The organism is Pyrofollis japonicus (assembly GCF_033097485.1).
Lineage (GTDB): Archaea > Thermoproteota > Thermoprotei_A > Sulfolobales > Pyrodictiaceae > Pyrofollis > Pyrofollis japonicus.
Map to the genome: position 1 here is coordinate 186,298 of NZ_AP028634.1, position 16,448 is coordinate 202,745.

Sequence of the window (16,448 nt, forward strand, 5' to 3'; positions counted from 1 at the left end):
CACAACCCATTCCTTACTAGGCTCTAATAAGGAGGCCAAGCTAGAACTATAAGGGTAAGAGGCGGGTGGGGCCATAGGCCCACCTCTTGCTCCGCAACCCCTCTTGTCTGGAAGAGTGTGTGAGGCTTGCTCCTAGACCCTGCCCCCAAGACCAAGAGGGAGGAACTTTATGGGAGGGATCGGGAGCTTTGGCAGCTGAGCCTCATAGATAGGGGTGCTGGTCCCCTCGTACTAGTTAGCGGTATTAGGAGGATAGGGAAGACTTCCCTCGTGAAGGTGTTCCTAGGCGAGCGGGGCGACGACCACGTCTTCGTTGACGGCAGTACTGCTAGGAGGTGGACAGACCTCGCCAATGCTCTCCTAGAAAAAGGCCTCGTCGAGGACAGCGGGGTTGGCGGCAGCGACTCGTCGCTCTTTGAACGCGTCGTGGAGATGGCTAGACGGCGCCGTGGTAAGCGCTTCCTACTGGTCGTTGACGAGGCCCACGAGATGAGTAGGAGCGGGCTACGCCTCCTAGAAGAGATCGCTAAGGCCGTGGTCTACGAGGGCGGCGGCGTACACCTGGTCCTGGTCAGCTCTGCGCCAGGCCTGCTCATGGACTACCTGGGCGTAGATAAGCCTGGCCGGGCTCTCCGCACAACACACTTCTACGAGGTGAGGCTGGGGCCGCTGCCCCGCGATGCTGCCACGGAGCTTCTCCGCGACGGGCTGAGAGAGCTCGGGGTGAGCCTGCCCGACACTGTTATCGAGAAGGCAGTGGACTTCTTCGGCGCTATTCCCGGCTGGCTGGTCTTCTTCGGCAGACTCGTAGCGGAGGGCGCTAGCCCGGAGACGGCTTACCGGCTAGCAGTAGACGAGGCGCTGGAAGAGATAAGGAGGCTGGCGCCTAGGTCGCAGCTCCTCCTCCACGTCATAGCGAAGGGATATGATTACTGGAAGGCCGCTAAGCAGGCACTAGAAGAACTCGAGGGAAAGCCTATATCGAACAACGGGTTCCGGAAAGCGGTTCTCCACCTAGAGAGAAGGCTAATAATTATGAAGAAGAGGATGGGGGAGTACGTCATAACTGACCCCGTGTACGCGAGAGCAGCGCTGAAGCTGAAGCCCGAGGAGGTTCTCAGCCTTCTTTCCCGGAGGAGGCGTGGCGCAGGAGGAGTCGGCGGGTCTTCTCGAGCCCACAACTCCTAGCAGTATCTAGGCTGACACAGCTACCAGTGAGGCAGCAGACATAGCTAATAGCGTCGAGAACCTCTCTCACCAGCTCCTCGTCGAGGATAATCCTCCCTCCTACGCGGTGGACACTGATACTAGGGTGGAGCCACTCTCCGAGACCTAGGTAGACGCGAAGAATCCACCGGCGCCGGGACCCGTGTACGCCGCGGAGCATCTTTATCATGGTTGCAGTAAAGCTTGCAGCCCCCTTGCTCCGCCTAGCTATCCGCTGTAGCGCCTCCTCCCAGCCAACGCCCTGGAGCACATAGTAGGCGTACTGGATCGCCGCCTCTAGGCCCAAGCGGAGCCAGGAGTAAGCACAGTAAGCGTCACCTAGGCTGCTTAACGCCCTCCCGGCCGAGCTGAGCGAATGGGGCACCAAGGCGGGGCACTCTATGAGCTCGCCCGCCATTGCGGCTAGGCACTGGCTGCTCTCCACTACTACCAGGCACCACGTATACTGTATTCTTCTTACCGGGAGGAGGTAAGGAAAACGGCACAGAGAGGGAGGGATGCAACCCCGCTCCTAGGAAAAAGACCTTGTCGTTTAGCGCCTTGGCCTCCACGGTGTGCTTCCGCGACGCGTGAGGGCGCCCCTGGTGGCGGCCCTCTAGTCCTTCCTAATGTGCTTTATGAGGAGCAGTGTTCCTACGAGGTATACCAGTATGGACGCGATCTTCAGTGCCTCGAAGCCAGGTGACGCCTCTGGGTGCAGGGATTCTAGCTCATCGTATGCCCTGAGCACCCATATGAGTAGTACTGTGAAGAGGACTAGCCCTGCTGCTCCTTTCATATCAACTTTTTCGCCTATCTTTGCTGTACGCGTTATACGCATCAACGCCACCTAGCTTTAACACGTGTTAAACTAGGTGGTCGGTAATAAGCCTAACCCTCCCCGGGGGCCGAGAGGAGACGTAGAGGCGCCCTACAAGCCCGTCAAGCAGCTTATCGGCGAGCAAAACCACACAGTATTATTCGAGGAAGACGCGGCCCCAAGGAGGTGAGAGAATAGCATGGCGGGAGAGATTGACGAGTTTTGGTCACTGCTCAAGAAGCTCTCAGACGCCTTCGGTGTATCGGGGTTCGAGGACGAGATACGCGGTATCGTAATGGACGAGCTGAGGAGCGCGGCAGACGAGGTAAGGGTTGACAAGTGGGGTAACGTTATAGCTGTGAAGCGAGGCGGCGACACGAAGGTCATGTGGGCAGCCCACATGGATGAGATAGGGTTCCTCGTACGCGCCATAGATGAGAAGGGCTTCCTCTACCTAGCCCCCGTAGGTGGGTGGAGCGACCTAGTTGTACCAGCACAGCGTCTCCGCATAAGGCTCGACGACGGAAGGATTATCTACGGCGTCGTGGGGATGAAGCCACCCCACCTCCTCTCGCCGGAGGAGCAGAAACAAGTGATTCCGCTCAGCAAGCTCTTCGTAGACATAGGCGTATCTAGTAGAGAAGAAGCTGAGAAGCTTGGAGTAAGGATCGGGCTCCCCGCCGACCTCGATAGAGAGGCTGTGAGACTCACAGAGACGAGGGTAACCGGGAAGGCGTTCGACGACCGAGTAGGCCTCGCAGCCATGATATGGGCTTTCAAGCACATAGATCCCGCCGAGCAAACAATCTACGCCGTTGCCACTGTGCAGGAGGAAGTAGGGCTAAAGGGTGCAAGAGTAGCCGCGTTCGCCCTGAGACCCGACGCGGCCATAGCCCTAGACGTGACAACCGCGAACGACGTGCCCGGCGTAGCTGTACAAGACAGAGTTGTCGAGCTAGGCAAGGGGCCCGCCATAAAGGTTGCTGACGGCAGGAACGCGGGTGGCCTCATAGCGCACCCCAAGATATTCAAGATACTCGTTGAGACTGCAAAGCAGGAGGGCATACCCTACCAGCTAGAGCTACTACCCGGCGGAACAACGGATGCAGCAGCAATAGCCTTCACAGCCGAGGGCGTACCAGCAGGCACAATATCGATACCGACAAGGTACATCCACAGCCCAGTAGAGCTACTAGACCTAAGAGACGCGCTCAACACCGCCAAGCTGCTCGAAAAAGCCTCAACGAGGATAAATAAAAATATAATAAACTAGGAAATAAAAATTACCAGAGTAGGCCTAGTTCTTCCACTTTATTTTGGCATTGGATTAAGACCTTGGATTATCTACATGCTGTTGTGTCGTATACATAGACGTCCGCATACATTATACCTATTGGATAGTAGCCACCATTGAGATAGTAGTCAACATTTGACTTATACAGCCATGGCCATAGCTCGCATGAGCTGTCACCTACTTGGTTGGTGTCAAGGCCAACAATCATTGATACGGCCGACATCGTCTCCCCTTGCTTGGTTAGGCTAACACCTACGCCAATAAGATTTGAATCAATAATGCTATTAATAGGTAGGCTGACACCCGCTGAGAGTATTGATATAGTTGATATTTTCTTCATATACGAATACGATGATTCCATGAAGGCTTTATCGAGCCAACCGTAATCCACGTGATCCCAATACATAAAGATGCTATGGACTGCCGGCCAGGCAACGCTATGACTATTACTGTATGGTTCTGGGCTAAGTTCTGCCCAGCCATAAATGGCTCCGCCATCATTATCAACTAGTACAGGTCGCACCATGGTAGTGTTCATATATGTGTTCGTAGCAACTGGTTTTACGATACACGTACCGCTTGAGCAATCAATGAGGGTAGTGTAGAGCCTATACGTCGCAACTGCTATATCACCGTTTAAACCTATAGATACTAAATAGGGAGTTGTCTCCTTCATACTTTTCCACTCAATACTGGCCTTCCCATTAAGAACAACCCTGTAGCACTGCGGACCGATACTCGTCAAATAGCATCCTCCATCCGGCCCTAGTACGGGATTACTTGTTGAATCAGCCCTAAGCATAACCTGCAACCACGTTTTTGTGCCACCCAGCTCGAAGGAAGGACCTGGAATCTCGTATCCTAGGGGCGTTACAGATGTTTGATCTTTTTTGAATTCGAGTGCACTCATGCTAAAGGTTACCTTTATATCTGTTGAGGCGTCTGCCATTAATCCTACTGAGAGATCAACGTCGTTGATGGTATACAGGTCGGGGCCATGCAAATATACAGCGACAAGGGGAAGCGGTTTATCATAGTATGTTTTGTAGCCTTCCAGCTCCCAGTAGCTTAGCGAATCTCTAGGTATTCTTTCCCTTGGAAATTCTGAGAGAGACTTTGCACCAAGTATAGCGTTATACTCGCTCCACGTAATAGCAGGCTTGCTAGGCTTATAGCTAATGCTTAGGTCGGCCGAGTAGCCTTGCACTATTTTCTCTGCACTAACTGTAACACTTTTTACAAATCCATATACGCCTTTGCCCGTTTCTATTACTGTGCCAAGGATTATCAGTGGAGGAAAAACGGTATTTGTATCGACGCCTTTTCGCTGAGCCCATCTGATCCATGATCTGTAATAATCGGTAATGTTCCCGCTGTCAAGGCGGGCTGCGAATACATTGCTATTACTACTGGGTCTAAGCTCGTACCTGCCTAGCTTAACTATAGACCCGTTCGGAGCCCATCCATAAATGCTTACTGATACTGAGGCTGCATGCCTTATACTAGATACTGAAAGCCTTATGTCAAAATCCTGTACACCGTTAAGCATCTTATAATACCTTATCGCAGAGCCGCCAAAAATCACACTAGTGTATGACGAAGTCTCTACAGAACCTACGGCACTATATATGACATAGCTTAAGGAAATTGCAGAGAGCAATACGGCTATAGCTATAACTTTTTTATTTTCAACAGGCTTCACCTTTCAAGCTATATTAATATAATAGTAACATAAAAACCTCGGTGTAGATGGCATCTACCAAAGATTTTATAAAATTTAGAGGAACACTCGATAAACAGCTTGAAAATGAGAATTGAAAAATAAACCAGTATTAGGCCCTACTCCGCATTTTAAACTGTCTTGGTAGTACGCTATGAAAGCCAGCAATGTTATTAATGATATTCTTTCAAGACGTGATCCTAGAGGATACTATGTTATACCTGCTAAGCGGGAGGCACTAGGCCTCGTGAGCAGATTTGAGGGAGTTGAGGTTGAGGAGGCTGGTGACGTTATCGTGGTGAGGGTTAAGGCTAGGAGCGTTGCGAGAAGGATTGCTTTGATGCTTTCACGTAGGGGGTTGCTTGTAACCGAGTTCTAGGAAGCAATTGGTTCGCCCTAATGCATGCAATTAACTATAATTATGGTTTTGAAATAAGATGCTGGGTGCACAGGTTAAGCTAGTGCTTATCCTTACTGGTTACCTTTTAGCAGCAAAGCTACTAGTATTAGATATAGACATGATGTTTTTCGTATAAGTCTTTCCCATATGAGCGAGGCCGGAAATGTTTAAGTAAAAGGCACTATCTTTTAATAAAATATTGAACACGGAGGAGGCGTGAGAAGAGAGAGGGGTGAGGCACGATGGCGAGGAGGGGGATTAACTGGGCAGCAGAGGTTCTAAAGAGGATCAAGGGCCTCGAGTTCCCGATCACTAAGGAGCAGCTCAAGGAGAGGCTCAAGGACTTCTACTACCACGGCATACCGGCCACTAGGATACTAGACGAAGTAGACAAGGAGAGCTTCGCTAGCCCGGCGGAGCTGCTCAAGTCTCTCGCTGAGGCTATTAGGAAGCTAGAGGAGAGAGGCGAGCTACCAAGAGTAACCGGTAGGAGAGGTATCAACTGGGCGGCCGAGGTACTTAAGAGAATCAAGGGTCTAAGCTTCCCAGTAACCAAGGAGCAGCTCAAGGAGAGGCTGGCCGGGCTCAAGTGGCACGGCCTGGACATTGAGAAGATCCTCGACGAGGTTGAGAAGGAGAGCTTTGCCAGCCCTGCTGAGCTACTACACGAACTGGCAGAAGCGATAAGGAAGCTCGAAGAGAGAGGCGAAGTACAAGCAACCTAAACTAGGTGAATCATAGTTCGCCTCTATACTTGGCTTTTTCCTCTCATCCATACTTAGTTCTCGATTCTTGCAGCTCCTCCGATCTCCATGTTCTTGGTATTGTTTCTGGACTGGCAATCGTTATTTATAGCTAGGGCCTTAGCTAGTAGTGCCTGGACGCTATTGTTTTAGCTGCTCATAGCTTTCTCTCTGCACATGCTATTACCCCTTAGGGGCCTCGGCAGCGCTGGCGGAGGAACGGGAGAGTGTGCAGACGCGGCGCGGGAACGGTATTGTTTACGGAGAGGAGGTTGAGGCTAGTGGTTGGAGGCTTCGGCGCAACGGCGTAGCCCGGATAGAGTTCAGCGACCACGTTATGAGGCTGTGCATGGGGCCCACAGAGGCCCTCTACTACTCTAATGCTGAGATAAGCGATGGGGGCTTCGACAAGCTGCCCCACAGTAGCGGCGTCCTAGAGGTCAATGCGAGGCTGACGAGGCTCCACTATGGGAGTGCTGGTTGGGGCTTCTGGAACTACAGCATGAGGATCGACATGAGCTACCCTGTCTGGTTCATATACCTGAATACTCCGGGGCCCTATCTTCTCCGCGGATTCTTCGCCCAGACCGGGAACGTGTTCACGCCCATAAGGCTTGATCACCGGGATCGCTGGGAGAGGCTCTACTTCCGCCTAGTTGCCGCGCTGACAAGGCTAGGCATGCCATTAGTGCCTATCCGGATAACCTCTACGAGGCCAGCCATGCAGGACCTCGACCTAACAAAGCCCCATAACTATAGAATCGAGTGGAAGCACGGAGAAGCAAAATACTATATCGACGGGAAACTCGTTGCGAGGCACACGGCTAAACAGTTACAGACAAGAGTCGATATCTGGATAGACAACGCCGTCTATGAGCCGAGGAGAGGAGACCCTGGAAGAGTATATAGACACGTGACGATGGAGAACAGGGAGGAGGCATGCCTCGAGATAATACACTTGTAGACTAGGAGCGCTGTTTCTCTCCGAGAACCCTCCTAGCAATACTTAGTAGCTCCTCTACGTAGCGGAGGCGGCGCCTAACCCGCTCCACGCCTAGCCGTGCCTCGTGGAAGTCTTCGACGTGCAGGAAGCACGCGTGATCCCAGTCATCATATATTCTTTTATCAATTGTCTCGGCGAGCCGCGCAGCAGCACCCTCAAGTAGCCGTAGAGTCCATCTCCCTCTCTCATTGGCCTCCTTGGCCTCGGGAAGCCCAAGTGCAGATGCCATCGCCTTTACCGCCTCCTCTGCAACCTTGTAGAGCTTCTCGGAGGCCTGGACAGCGTCACCCCTTTCAAGCAACTCTTTCGCCTCCTGCAAATAGTTTATTCGATAAGGCATGTGACCCCCCGGATCCTACCTGGGAAAGGAATTTCTATTCGCCTGCCGCTTAATACCTTTAATATTGTTTATTGTTTTGATATATGACATTTTAATTAATAATGCTAAGCAAAGGTATGAAGGTGTAGTCTCATATATAGTTTTTCTTTAAATAGAAAATGCCAATATATATATATATAATTATCTTGAAATACTTCTTCGGTGAAGAATACTGAAAACTGAAATTATTATAACAATTTTAACAATACTTATGATAGAATTACTTGTACCTCCAATTGCTACCAGTATAGCAGATGCCAGCTACGAAGGAGCAGGACTTAAGCTATGTGAACCGGTTATCATAGATCTATCGCCAATTGGTTTAAAACCAAGCGACGTTAATGCCTATCTAGTGTATGGCAATCGCCTCATACAATTACCTATATACTCTTTACCGAGAGGGTATATGAGTTCTGGTTCAATACTTTTAACTCTTCTTTATAATGGAAAACCAATAACAAAACTTAATAAAAGTGAAATTAATAATATTTTTAAAATTTTAAAAGAAAATAAAAAAGAATTAATAAAACCAATATATCTAAAGAGAAAGATGGTAAAAACATACCTAGATAGCACAAAGGCTCTAGTTCTATTACCTTGTAATAATAATAAAACTAATTCTTCATTAATAAGAAACATCATTTTGAATAAGAACGTCATAGCCATTTATAGAGCCAACGGATACGACATATTTTTAACAAGAAAACATACGCCAGCGCTGCCTGCCTTTTCAGATATAGATAGAGAAGTAGTCAAAATATATCAAGGAAATATAAATGGAGATGCTAAAAACATTATCGAAGAGTATACAATTAATTGGAAGAAATTAATAAGCGCTATACCTGAGAAAGCAAAATTAATTAAAATAATAGATAATAATATTAAAAAATATGAAACAATAGAGAATAGTGAAAATAGTATAAGTATAGAGTCGTTGGATACCGGCTTATCTAATAACGAATACTTTATATGGGATGTAGTTCCTTGGGAGGCTGGAGTTTTTAATCATGAAGAAACTTATCTAGGGAACATAGAACACGATAAAGGAGTTAAAATTACAAGTACATATTGGAGCGGAAGTGACAGTTTCCGTATACCTCCACATACCACTAGATACGAAGTATATCTAGTTATAACAGCTAATAAAACTAGTCCCCTACATATAATAATAGAACTTAATGGAGCGAAAATATATGATGACGACTATGTAGTTGAAGCTCACTCAACACTTTCTCTAGGCACAGTTGTTCATACGGTACCTGAGGAACCGGGCAATTATATAAACACATGGAGCAAGATAACATACTCAGTTACTATTACTAGTAGCGCTCAACCAGATATAGTAATAAAAGCTGTACCAGTAGTGCGTTCATACATAGGAGATAACTCAGAGAATAATCTTGTCTATAGCTGGGAACTATACCTAGCAGGAATAGATACTAGCTCATACGAATCCATTAATCCGCCATTACGCATTATTCCTCAACATCACAATACTTTTCTACTTCGTACACCATTAGCATTCCTTGAAGGTACAGCAAGTTTTACACTAACTATATATAGCAGTAAAATCGTAAACAATAAAGCATATATATCAATAAATATAGATGGACTTCAAATATGCGATGGGTACACCTACCAAGCCTATTATAGAGGTGCATGGCGCCAAGTTTATACCTGCAGCTTATCTACGTCATCAATAAACGATAAAATCATAAATGCGCTACGAGAAGGACGACCACTTCTGTTGGACGTATATATAGATTCAAATGAGGGGCCGTGGTTCATAGACCATGGTGCAATACTATCTGCTCTTAGAAGAGCAAGACATTTTGAGACCCAGCCGTATCTTTATAAAGCTGTTGCCTCATATGATACAAACGATGCCAGCAACTACCAGAACGTAGTATTTAACCCTATTACAAAGCTCTACTACGCATTTCACAATAGTCTGTCCACAGTGCTTGTGGCCGATATTGAGACCTATGTGAGAGTCACGCGGCCAGCAATTAATATGGAAAATGATATAGGGCCTCTTGGGTACCTTCTTGTAAGTGTTCTAAACCCTGTATTTGATTCATTAGAGTATGGCCCGCTCAAAGTATATATTAATAGCGAGGATGTAAAAATCGATACAAAAACGACGAACACACAACTAGCTCCACCGACGGCCACAGCTAATGTAGTTGGTAAAGGCAGCATTAGTTACGGAACAACATATAGTCTTACTTCCACCATATCGTGGATGCTTGGGGCGGCAAGTATCTTCTTAAGCGGGGGAGTTGCAACCGCTTTTGGAGTCATCTCCATAATAATTGGTACTCCAAGTACCTTTTACAAATCTGACACATTAAGCGCATGGGGATCCCAAATAAGCTTACTAGAGGATGAAGCAGAAGCTACCTGGAGTAGCGGAATAACTGAGCAGCATTATAATCTAGGAATTATATTAGATTGCAACATTGTTCCCCATAACTCCTGGCAAAATGATGGCATAACCATAACCACTAATATACAGAGCGAGCTAGCAATATTAGAGGGCTATACAAGTAATCTTAATTTCAATACATTAAGTGCGGAGGCAAGCCTTTATGTCCCAAGCATATCGTCATCTTAAGCTAAAACTAAGAATAAAATACCATTATTTTTTAAAATCATTTCATATATAATATATTATTCTTACATAATAAATAGTAAAAATGTGACTTTAGACTGTGTCTTATTGTCCTATGAAAACACTATATAGACTATATAGTATTGTTCTCCAGATAGGATATAATAAGAGGGCTTGACAACTACGGGGAAGAGTTTTGAAACTTAACATTGACGAAAAGGTAGCATTGTTTCTAAAGACTCTAGCCATATCATTCTTCGCAGCATTAATCGGACTTATAATCTCATCTATTAAGTGTAGCACAAGTTGTAATGTGTTCTTGTCTAGACCGTTAACAAACGAGTGGCAACATCACATCTTAATGGCTGTTCTTATAGATTCTTTGTCTCGTCCAGCTCCGCTTCTCGTGCTGTTGACAGGTGCTCTAGCTTATTCGCTTAAAGCAAGTAGATTGCATAGACTAGTTAGGAGCATATTATTTGTTCTTGTCACCTATTACTGCTTCGCCCTAGCTGGCTTCCTTGCATTTGCCTTACCGCTGCTCATTAACATGCAGATTCTCCTTAGCAATTATTTCGTATTCTCACTTATCTATAATGCATTTATTTTAGTGGGCATTATTGTCGCTGTAGCCTTAGCCCTAAAAATCATTAGGAGAGCGAATGGATGTCGTTATTCTTGGCATAGCACTATTATTGCAGCTCTTGCGGTACTCTTTGTAGCAGTTATTGTGAGACTCATAACTGAGGCCTTGCTGAGGCCTCTCAGCATAGAGCTGTATAGCTGTGCCTGCAGAATACCACCCGGTTACTTTGCTTTGCAGGGATCTGTGCTGGAGGGAGGCAATCTGTTGAAAGTAACTCTTGCATCGTTTATCGCTTCGTGGCTTTATGGTTTTGTACTTCTATCTCTATTAGTGAAGAGTAGGTGCACCTTGACTAGGTATTAGAGCATTTCTCGTTGCAAGTGCTCCATTTTCTGGGCTCGTTGCCCGCTAGGCAGGCTAGGCATGCTGCGACTCTGCTCGCGTCCGGCCTTTCTCGCGGATTGTCTGAGAGCATTTTTCCGAGTAGGAGCCGTAGCTGGCTAGGGGCGTCTCTCAGCATCCTTTCTATCTTTGAGGTATCGCATACTAGGCCTCTTTGCTCGTCTAGGCGGCACATGAGCTTGTGCTTCAGCGTTATTACTTGGCGGTGCTCTAGGCCTGCTAGTAGCTGGAGCAGGATTATGCCGAGGCTGTAGACGTCTTGGCTGGGCTCGGCTACTGGCGCCTTTGAGCATATCGGCGAGTTTCTCTTACCGAGCTCGTTGCAGACCAGGTCGTAGGCTTCTAGCTCTGGCGCCGCATAACCCGGTGTGAGCTGCATTACTGGGCTCCCTATCCTTACTGCTGCGCCCAGGTCGGAGAGCTTGGGCACGGTCTTGGCTTGCTCTGGTCTCAGCAGTGCCTCGTAGAACGCGCTGGCAAGGAGCCTGGGGTTTGCGGCGGGCCTCGTGGTGAATAGTATGTTTTCTGGCTTGAGGTCTCCGTGGACATAGCCGCTTCCATGCACGTGTGCTAGGGCCTTGGCTATTACCGCGCCTAGTGCTGCTACTACTCTCACCCAGTCGCGGTTATCGGGCCTCGCCAAGTGCAGCCTCTTTGCCTCCTCGAGTAGCTTAGAGAGGCTCCCACCGCCAAGATACTCCATTATTATCGCGGGCGGGGAGACCATGTATATCTCGAAGCTGTCCGTGCGGACAGCCTTAGCTAGACGCTCGGAGTCTATGTGAATAGCCTTTAGCCTCACGACGTAGGGGCTCTTCTCGCTGAGTTCTCGGAGGCTTAGCGCCTCCCGCTCAAGGTCGCGAGCGACCATTAGCACGTCTCTCACAAGCCTACTAGAAGTAGTGCCACCAGCACCGCTGCCCACAGGGATCGGGACTAGGAGCTTTATTGCAGCCTTGTCGCCGGGATCCTCTCTTGCATGCGCGCGCAGCACTACTCCGAAGCCGCCACTCCCAATGAATTCTTCGACCACGTAGCCGTGTATCTCCCTGCCCACCAAGCACTTCTCGACGACCTCTCTACGGTTCTTGGCGAACTCGGACAGCCTCACCGATGAGCACTCCTCCCTCCTCTCGTCAGCCCCGGCCTCTTCCCGGGTAGGCGGGGACACGGCGACCGTGCTGTGTGCCACGTCTTCGCGCCGGGCCATGTGCGGCCGCACATATGCTTCGGCGACTGGTCTCGGCTCGGCGCTACCTGGGACACGTATCGGGGCCTGCGGCTCCATGGTTGCTTCATGCTCTCTGTGTTTTCTCAGCACGAGAGCTAGGTGGATTACGAGGGCCGAGCCCGTGTAGTAGAGGAGGGCCTCATACACTGTGGTGTTGTACCCGGCTATGCTCAGGCTTATGCTGGTCGGAGCCGGTAAGCCAAGCATATCCCACAGGGCGTCGTAGAGAGCGTAGAGTAGTAGCGGTACCCCGATAACCGGGTTCGTTGACGCGGAGAGCCCTAGCCCGAGAGCCATAAGGGGTGTCGAGGGATAGTAGGGGGTGAGCGGCTTAGCTGCTTCAAGCAGGGCGCCAGCCTGGGGATACCTCGAGGCGGCCCAGGCGGCTATGCCTGGGAGCAGGGGCGCCAAGAGCCCGTAGAGCCCCATCAGTATGCCTAGCTTGCTCTTCCCAATGCTTAGCAGCACTAGGCCAGCGAAGGCCAACGTGTAGGCGATGAATGAGGAGACGAGGAACAAGTCCGTGGGACTCCTAGGGGGGAGGTGGAGCCCGCCACCCAGCCACCACTTGAAGGGATCAATACTGCTTTCTCCAACAAACCTTGATACGAGCAATATTGCCGCTACGCCGTATATTCCCAGGATTGCTAGCCCGTAGCCTACCACTCTACCCTTCTCGGCCAAGGTCTGGATAATCCCTCACAGCTATAGAGGGGTGCTCGCTGAGGGAGCGCCTCCTCCCTGCTTATCCCTAGGTCTCCCTTGTAGATGCCTCCCTTGCTTCTCCTTTATAGATGTAGGGCCTCAGCTTACCCTCCTCAAGGTCTACGAGGAGTACTGCTGCGCGGCGCTTATGGTAGAGCGAGGAGAACACGGTTACAACGCTGTACTCTAGGCTATCGAGCCCCATCTCTCCCGCTAATGTTGTTTGCTTGCCGTCCTGGAGCCAAACATGGGTTCCATCTACGACCTCGTGCCCCCTAATAATGATGCCGAGGTCGTTTGCTTCGAGAAAGCTCCTCCAAGCCGCCTTGCCGTAGAGATATGTGCCAGGGCCCCGGGGCCCTGGGAGAAACCAGTCAATCGTCCCCCTTGGGTCGTTCCACAAGAGCTGGGCCACGAGGGGACTCGTCTTGAGGAGGCCAAGGGCCTCTTCACTGTTCTTGATCTTGGCGGCCTCTTTCTCTAGGTCGTCTAGGAGGATCGGGTCCTCGGGTGAAAGGCTGCATCTGCGGCAAGGTATGCCGGCATGGACAAGCACTATGGGCTCCGCGACCACAGCTACCGGCATGGAGGCGTAGAGGGCGGCGACGTAGCCGAGGTACTCCTCACCCCTCTTCCTAACAGCCTCCTCGAAGAAGCCGTAGGCAGCGTTCATCTCCGGGTCCTCATGGTTTCCTCGGAGCAGGTAGACCCTATCCCTCTCATCTACGAGCCTCTCCAGGAGGAGCTCGAGGTTCTCAACGCCGCGCGGCCCCCGGTCAACATAGTCACCTATGAATATGACTGCATCTACGTCTTCCTCGTGGGCCAGCTTTAGAGCCCACTCCGAGACCTCGGGGAACCCGTGCGTGTCCCCGACAACTATGAATCGCCTAGCGCCTAGCCTTAGAATCGGCGGCTGCTCCGCCAAGACGCTTATGGCTTCACGGAATAGCTCGGCGTAGCCACCGGCTTCCTCGGGGGCTCTTGCCGCGCCGAGGCCCGTCTCGTCAGGGACTTCTTCTCCGGGTAGCTCGTTGTAGGCCTCCGTGCTGTCCCGCATAGATGTAAGCCTCCTCGCCGTGGCTTCCAAGCTCTCTGGCTTGGCTTATCTCAGCTTGTTTCCCGGCTTAAAAGCAGGGAGGACCATGCGTAAACAAGTTGGGCTCAATCATGTCTGCCTTGGCGATAGTGGCGGCAGAAAAACGAGGCAATACAGTGGCAAAATCTTTGGAGACAGGGTGCTACTTTCTTATCCTCTTCGTCGCCTCGCTTAGGAGCCTCCTCGTGGCCTCCTCGGCCTCGCTGCTGCCGAGCCTCTTAGTGGCCTCAGCGGTCTCTAGTAGCCTCTTAGTCTCAACCACTAGGTCTATCCTCTTAGTCTTCTCAGCCTGCTTCTCCGCCTCCACTAGCCTCTTCGTAGCAGCGTCTATGTCTCCTCTCAGGAGGAGGCGGCGTGCCTCCTCGAGATAGGCGTGGTAGAGATAGGTGTCGTATACCTCCCTGTTTATGCCCTTCACGTATTCTTCGCGGCTCGGCGCTGGCTCCACTGTGTAGCTGAAGCTGTGTGTCTCCCTCTTCCCGGTCACAGGGTCCTCGTAGCTGACGTGCACCCTGGCTACTTCGCCCCGGTGGTTGGCGGGTATTGTTACCTCGCCGTAGATCTCTAGGCTCTCGTCTCGGAGGACGGGTATCGTTATTGTTAGCTCGTCGTATCCGAGGAGCCTGGCCTCGCCCTCGATGGGCTCAACTGTTAGCTCGAAGTCCTTCGCATAGGCCTCTGGGGCAGCGGTCTCCTCGAATGCCTCTACCAGTTTCTCTACCTCGGCCTCCCCCACGTGCTCCATGTACCCGTTACCCATGTCCGCGATGAGGGCTAGTAGCTCCTTGTTGTAGTCCAGCCCGACGCCTATCGCATAGGCCTTCATTTTCCGCGGCCACTTGAGGCGACGATACTCCTCGGGGTCGCTCTTATCCGTGGGACGTCCATCGGTAACTACGACTATGTACCCTGGCTCTGGATAAGCATTGGCTATCTCGATCGCCTTTACTAGTGCACGGTAGAGCGGGGTCCCATCGTCCGGTATGATGCTCCTAACCGCTGCTATTATCTCGTCCCTTGCCTCGCCCACGTCGCGGTGAACAACCAGCTCCTTGGCGAAAAGGCCACCGAGGCCAAACGCTATCAACGTGACATAGTTGCCAGGAGGCATAGACTCAACGAGGCGCTCCACAGCCCTCTTAGCAGCATCCATCTTCCCGGCCTTCTTCATGGAGCCACTGGCGTCGAGCAAAACGATGTAGTGAAGCCCCTTCACCGGCACCTTGCCGCTAACAGGGACAATAGTCACGCGGAAAGCAGCCTTAACGGGAGAAACGAAGCTGTAGCGGTGACTCTGCTCAAAACGAACCTCGAGAGGCATATTGAGGCCAGCACCCACGAGAAGAGGCCACGAAGCCGGGACATAAGCACTGCCCTAGATACAGCATAAATGATTCTAAGAAACACTGGGCTTAACTACCACGACAGCCCCACACTATGCACGGAACACTCTGTGCTCCAATCTATTCTGAGGTGAGCCATGCATGCCATGGAAGTGCCCCGTCTGCGGCCACGTAAACCCCGATGACAAAGAGTTCTGCGAAGTATGCGGCGCCAAGCGCCCCGACAACCCTGAGCAGCTCAAACTAGAGGAGCCCCGGCAGGAACAACCCCAGCCAGAGCAAGCCGAGGCCCTAGAGCAACAGCCAAGCGAGGCCGGAGAAGCCACCGAGGCCCCGGAGCCGGTGACAGAGCAAGCCGCAGAGGAGGAGGCTGGCCCCACGGAGGAAGAGGAGACACCCCCCGCCGCTGCGCCGGAGAAGCCAGTAGAGGAGAAGCCTGCGCCGACGACGCCCGAGACAATCTACCTCGAGATAGTCAACGCGCCTGCCCAGGAACTCATAGGCAAGAGGATACCAGTCATGCTCAAAGTATTCCCCCAGGTAACCATCGGCAGGAGCCCCGAGAACGTGATAATAATACCCGACCCAACCGTGTCAAGGAAGCACGCAGCAATAAAGGTGGAGGAAGGCAAGATCGTCCTAGAGGACCTCGGAAGCACGAACGGAACCTACGTGTATAGCCAGGAGACAGGGAGCTTCGAGAAGATAGAAAAGATAGAGCTAAAACCAGGCATGATAATAAGGCTCGGAGAACAAACAATAATCAAAATAACAGCCGAATTAGCATAAGTACTTCTTTAGGCTTTCTTTTTCCGATCATTCAGCTATGAAATTTATAATTTATAATAAAAATAGACTAAATAAATCACTATTCGGTAAACATGTGCCCCTAGGGCATAACTT

Annotated in this window: 16 protein-coding genes; 9 read left to right on the plus strand and 7 right to left on the minus strand. The window is 50.5% G+C overall.

Annotated features, from left to right (window positions below; genetic code table 11):
- Positions 1-126 precede the first annotated feature (126 nt).
- Positions 127-1,188 (plus strand): AAA family ATPase, encoded by a 1,062-nt coding sequence (locus SBG41_RS00980; RefSeq protein ID WP_317895677.1) that lies wholly within the window; start codon positions 127-129, stop codon positions 1,186-1,188.
- Here the strand turns inward: SBG41_RS00980 and SBG41_RS00985 are convergent.
- Together SBG41_RS00985 and SBG41_RS00990 are read right to left on the minus strand one after the other, a co-directional pair.
- Complete coding sequence (locus SBG41_RS00985; protein WP_317895678.1) at positions 1,118-1,651, minus strand: hypothetical protein; 534 nt, start codon at positions 1,649-1,651, stop codon at positions 1,118-1,120. The two genes, SBG41_RS00980 and SBG41_RS00985, sit on opposite strands and share 71 nt — an antisense overlap.
- Positions 1,652-1,822: 171 nt before the next feature.
- Positions 1,823-2,047 carry a hypothetical protein gene (locus SBG41_RS00990; protein WP_317895679.1) on the minus strand — a complete coding sequence of 75 codons (225 nt, stop codon included), beginning with the start codon at positions 2,045-2,047 and terminating at the stop codon, positions 1,823-1,825.
- 34 nt (positions 2,048-2,081) lie between these two features.
- Between SBG41_RS00990 and SBG41_RS00995 the strand changes: the two genes are divergently transcribed.
- On the plus strand, positions 2,082-2,216 hold the full coding sequence (locus SBG41_RS00995) for a hypothetical protein (protein ID WP_317895680.1): 135 nt from the start codon (positions 2,082-2,084) through the stop codon (positions 2,214-2,216).
- A gap of 9 nt (positions 2,217-2,225) precedes the next feature.
- Positions 2,226-3,299: a M42 family metallopeptidase gene (locus SBG41_RS01000; RefSeq protein ID WP_317895681.1), complete on the plus strand. Its 1,074-nt coding sequence runs from the start codon at positions 2,226-2,228 to the stop codon at positions 3,297-3,299.
- A gap of 67 nt (positions 3,300-3,366) precedes the next feature.
- On the opposite strand, the gene SBG41_RS01005 is transcribed toward SBG41_RS01000, so the two are convergent.
- Positions 3,367-4,869, minus strand: coding sequence for a hypothetical protein (locus tag SBG41_RS01005; RefSeq protein ID WP_317895682.1), 1,503 nt, complete (start codon positions 4,867-4,869; stop codon positions 3,367-3,369).
- A gap of 325 nt (positions 4,870-5,194) precedes the next feature.
- On the opposite strand from SBG41_RS01005, the gene SBG41_RS01010 reads away from it, so the two are divergent.
- The 3 genes from SBG41_RS01010 to SBG41_RS01020 all read left to right on the plus strand — a co-directional run bounded on the left by SBG41_RS01010 (position 5,195) and on the right by SBG41_RS01020 (position 7,147).
- The gene (locus SBG41_RS01010; protein ID WP_317895683.1) at positions 5,195-5,419 is read left to right on the plus strand and encodes a hypothetical protein; all 225 of its coding nucleotides are present in this window, start codon (positions 5,195-5,197) and stop codon (positions 5,417-5,419) included.
- Positions 5,420-5,682: 263 nt separating this feature from the next.
- A complete protein-coding gene (locus tag SBG41_RS01015; RefSeq protein WP_317895684.1) occupies positions 5,683-6,165 on the plus strand; it encodes a DUF2795 domain-containing protein in 483 nt (160 codons plus the stop codon).
- A 247-nt stretch (positions 6,166-6,412) separates the two neighbouring features.
- Entirely contained in the window at positions 6,413-7,147 is a 735-nt protein-coding gene (locus SBG41_RS01020; protein WP_317895685.1) for a hypothetical protein, read from the plus strand.
- Position 7,148: 1 nt separating this feature from the next.
- Here SBG41_RS01020 and SBG41_RS01025 read toward each other — a convergent pair whose 3' ends face one another.
- Positions 7,149-7,526 carry a PaREP1 family protein gene (locus SBG41_RS01025; protein WP_317895686.1) on the minus strand — a complete coding sequence of 126 codons (378 nt, stop codon included), beginning with the start codon at positions 7,524-7,526 and terminating at the stop codon, positions 7,149-7,151.
- 445 nt (positions 7,527-7,971) lie between these two features.
- Between SBG41_RS01025 and SBG41_RS01030 the strand changes: the two genes are divergently transcribed.
- A complete protein-coding gene (locus SBG41_RS01030) occupies positions 7,972-10,182 on the plus strand; it encodes a hypothetical protein (RefSeq protein WP_317895687.1) in 2,211 nt (736 codons plus the stop codon).
- Between the two features lie 193 nt (positions 10,183-10,375).
- The gene (locus tag SBG41_RS01035; RefSeq protein WP_317895688.1) at positions 10,376-11,128 is read left to right on the plus strand and encodes a hypothetical protein; all 753 of its coding nucleotides are present in this window, start codon (positions 10,376-10,378) and stop codon (positions 11,126-11,128) included.
- Here SBG41_RS01035 and SBG41_RS01040 read toward each other — a convergent pair.
- The 3 genes from SBG41_RS01040 to SBG41_RS01050 all read right to left on the minus strand — a co-directional run bounded on the left by SBG41_RS01040 (position 11,118) and on the right by SBG41_RS01050 (position 15,523).
- On the minus strand, positions 11,118-13,082 hold the full coding sequence (locus SBG41_RS01040; protein WP_317895689.1) for a protein kinase domain-containing protein: 1,965 nt from the start codon (positions 13,080-13,082) through the stop codon (positions 11,118-11,120). The two genes, SBG41_RS01035 and SBG41_RS01040, sit on opposite strands and share 11 nt — an antisense overlap.
- A 67-nt stretch (positions 13,083-13,149) precedes the next feature.
- Entirely contained in the window at positions 13,150-14,163 is a 1,014-nt protein-coding gene (locus tag SBG41_RS01045) for a metallophosphoesterase (protein WP_317895690.1), read from the minus strand.
- Positions 14,164-14,344: 181 nt separating this feature from the next.
- Positions 14,345-15,523, minus strand: coding sequence for a VWA domain-containing protein (locus tag SBG41_RS01050; protein WP_317895691.1), 1,179 nt, complete (start codon positions 15,521-15,523; stop codon positions 14,345-14,347).
- A gap of 163 nt (positions 15,524-15,686) precedes the next feature.
- Here SBG41_RS01050 and SBG41_RS01055 point away from each other — a divergent pair, with 163 nt between their 5' ends.
- Positions 15,687-16,334, plus strand: a complete 648-nt coding sequence (locus SBG41_RS01055; protein WP_317895692.1) for an FHA domain-containing protein — start codon at positions 15,687-15,689, stop codon at positions 16,332-16,334.
- Positions 16,335-16,448 lie beyond the last annotated feature (114 nt).

Coding starts and splice junctions, on each gene's coding strand:
- SBG41_RS00990 (WP_317895679.1), bottom strand. CDS start 2,047: ATGCGTATAACGCGTACAGCAAAGATAGGCGAAAAAGTTGATATGAAA.
- SBG41_RS01000 (WP_317895681.1), top strand. CDS start 2,226: ATGGCGGGAGAGATTGACGAGTTTTGGTCACTGCTCAAGAAGCTCTCA.
- SBG41_RS01005 (WP_317895682.1), bottom strand. CDS start 4,869: ATGCTTAACGGTGTACAGGATTTTGACATAAGGCTTTCAGTATCTAGT.
- SBG41_RS01010 (WP_317895683.1), top strand. CDS start 5,195: ATGAAAGCCAGCAATGTTATTAATGATATTCTTTCAAGACGTGATCCT.
- SBG41_RS01015 (WP_317895684.1), top strand. CDS start 5,683: ATGGCGAGGAGGGGGATTAACTGGGCAGCAGAGGTTCTAAAGAGGATC.
- SBG41_RS01025 (WP_317895686.1), bottom strand. CDS start 7,526: ATGCCTTATCGAATAAACTATTTGCAGGAGGCGAAAGAGTTGCTTGAA.
- SBG41_RS01030 (WP_317895687.1), top strand. CDS start 7,972: ATGAGTTCTGGTTCAATACTTTTAACTCTTCTTTATAATGGAAAACCA.
- SBG41_RS01045 (WP_317895690.1), bottom strand. CDS start 14,163: ATGCGGGACAGCACGGAGGCCTACAACGAGCTACCCGGAGAAGAAGTC.
- SBG41_RS01050 (WP_317895691.1), bottom strand. CDS start 15,523: ATGCCTCTCGAGGTTCGTTTTGAGCAGAGTCACCGCTACAGCTTCGTT.
- SBG41_RS01055 (WP_317895692.1), top strand. CDS start 15,687: ATGCCATGGAAGTGCCCCGTCTGCGGCCACGTAAACCCCGATGACAAA.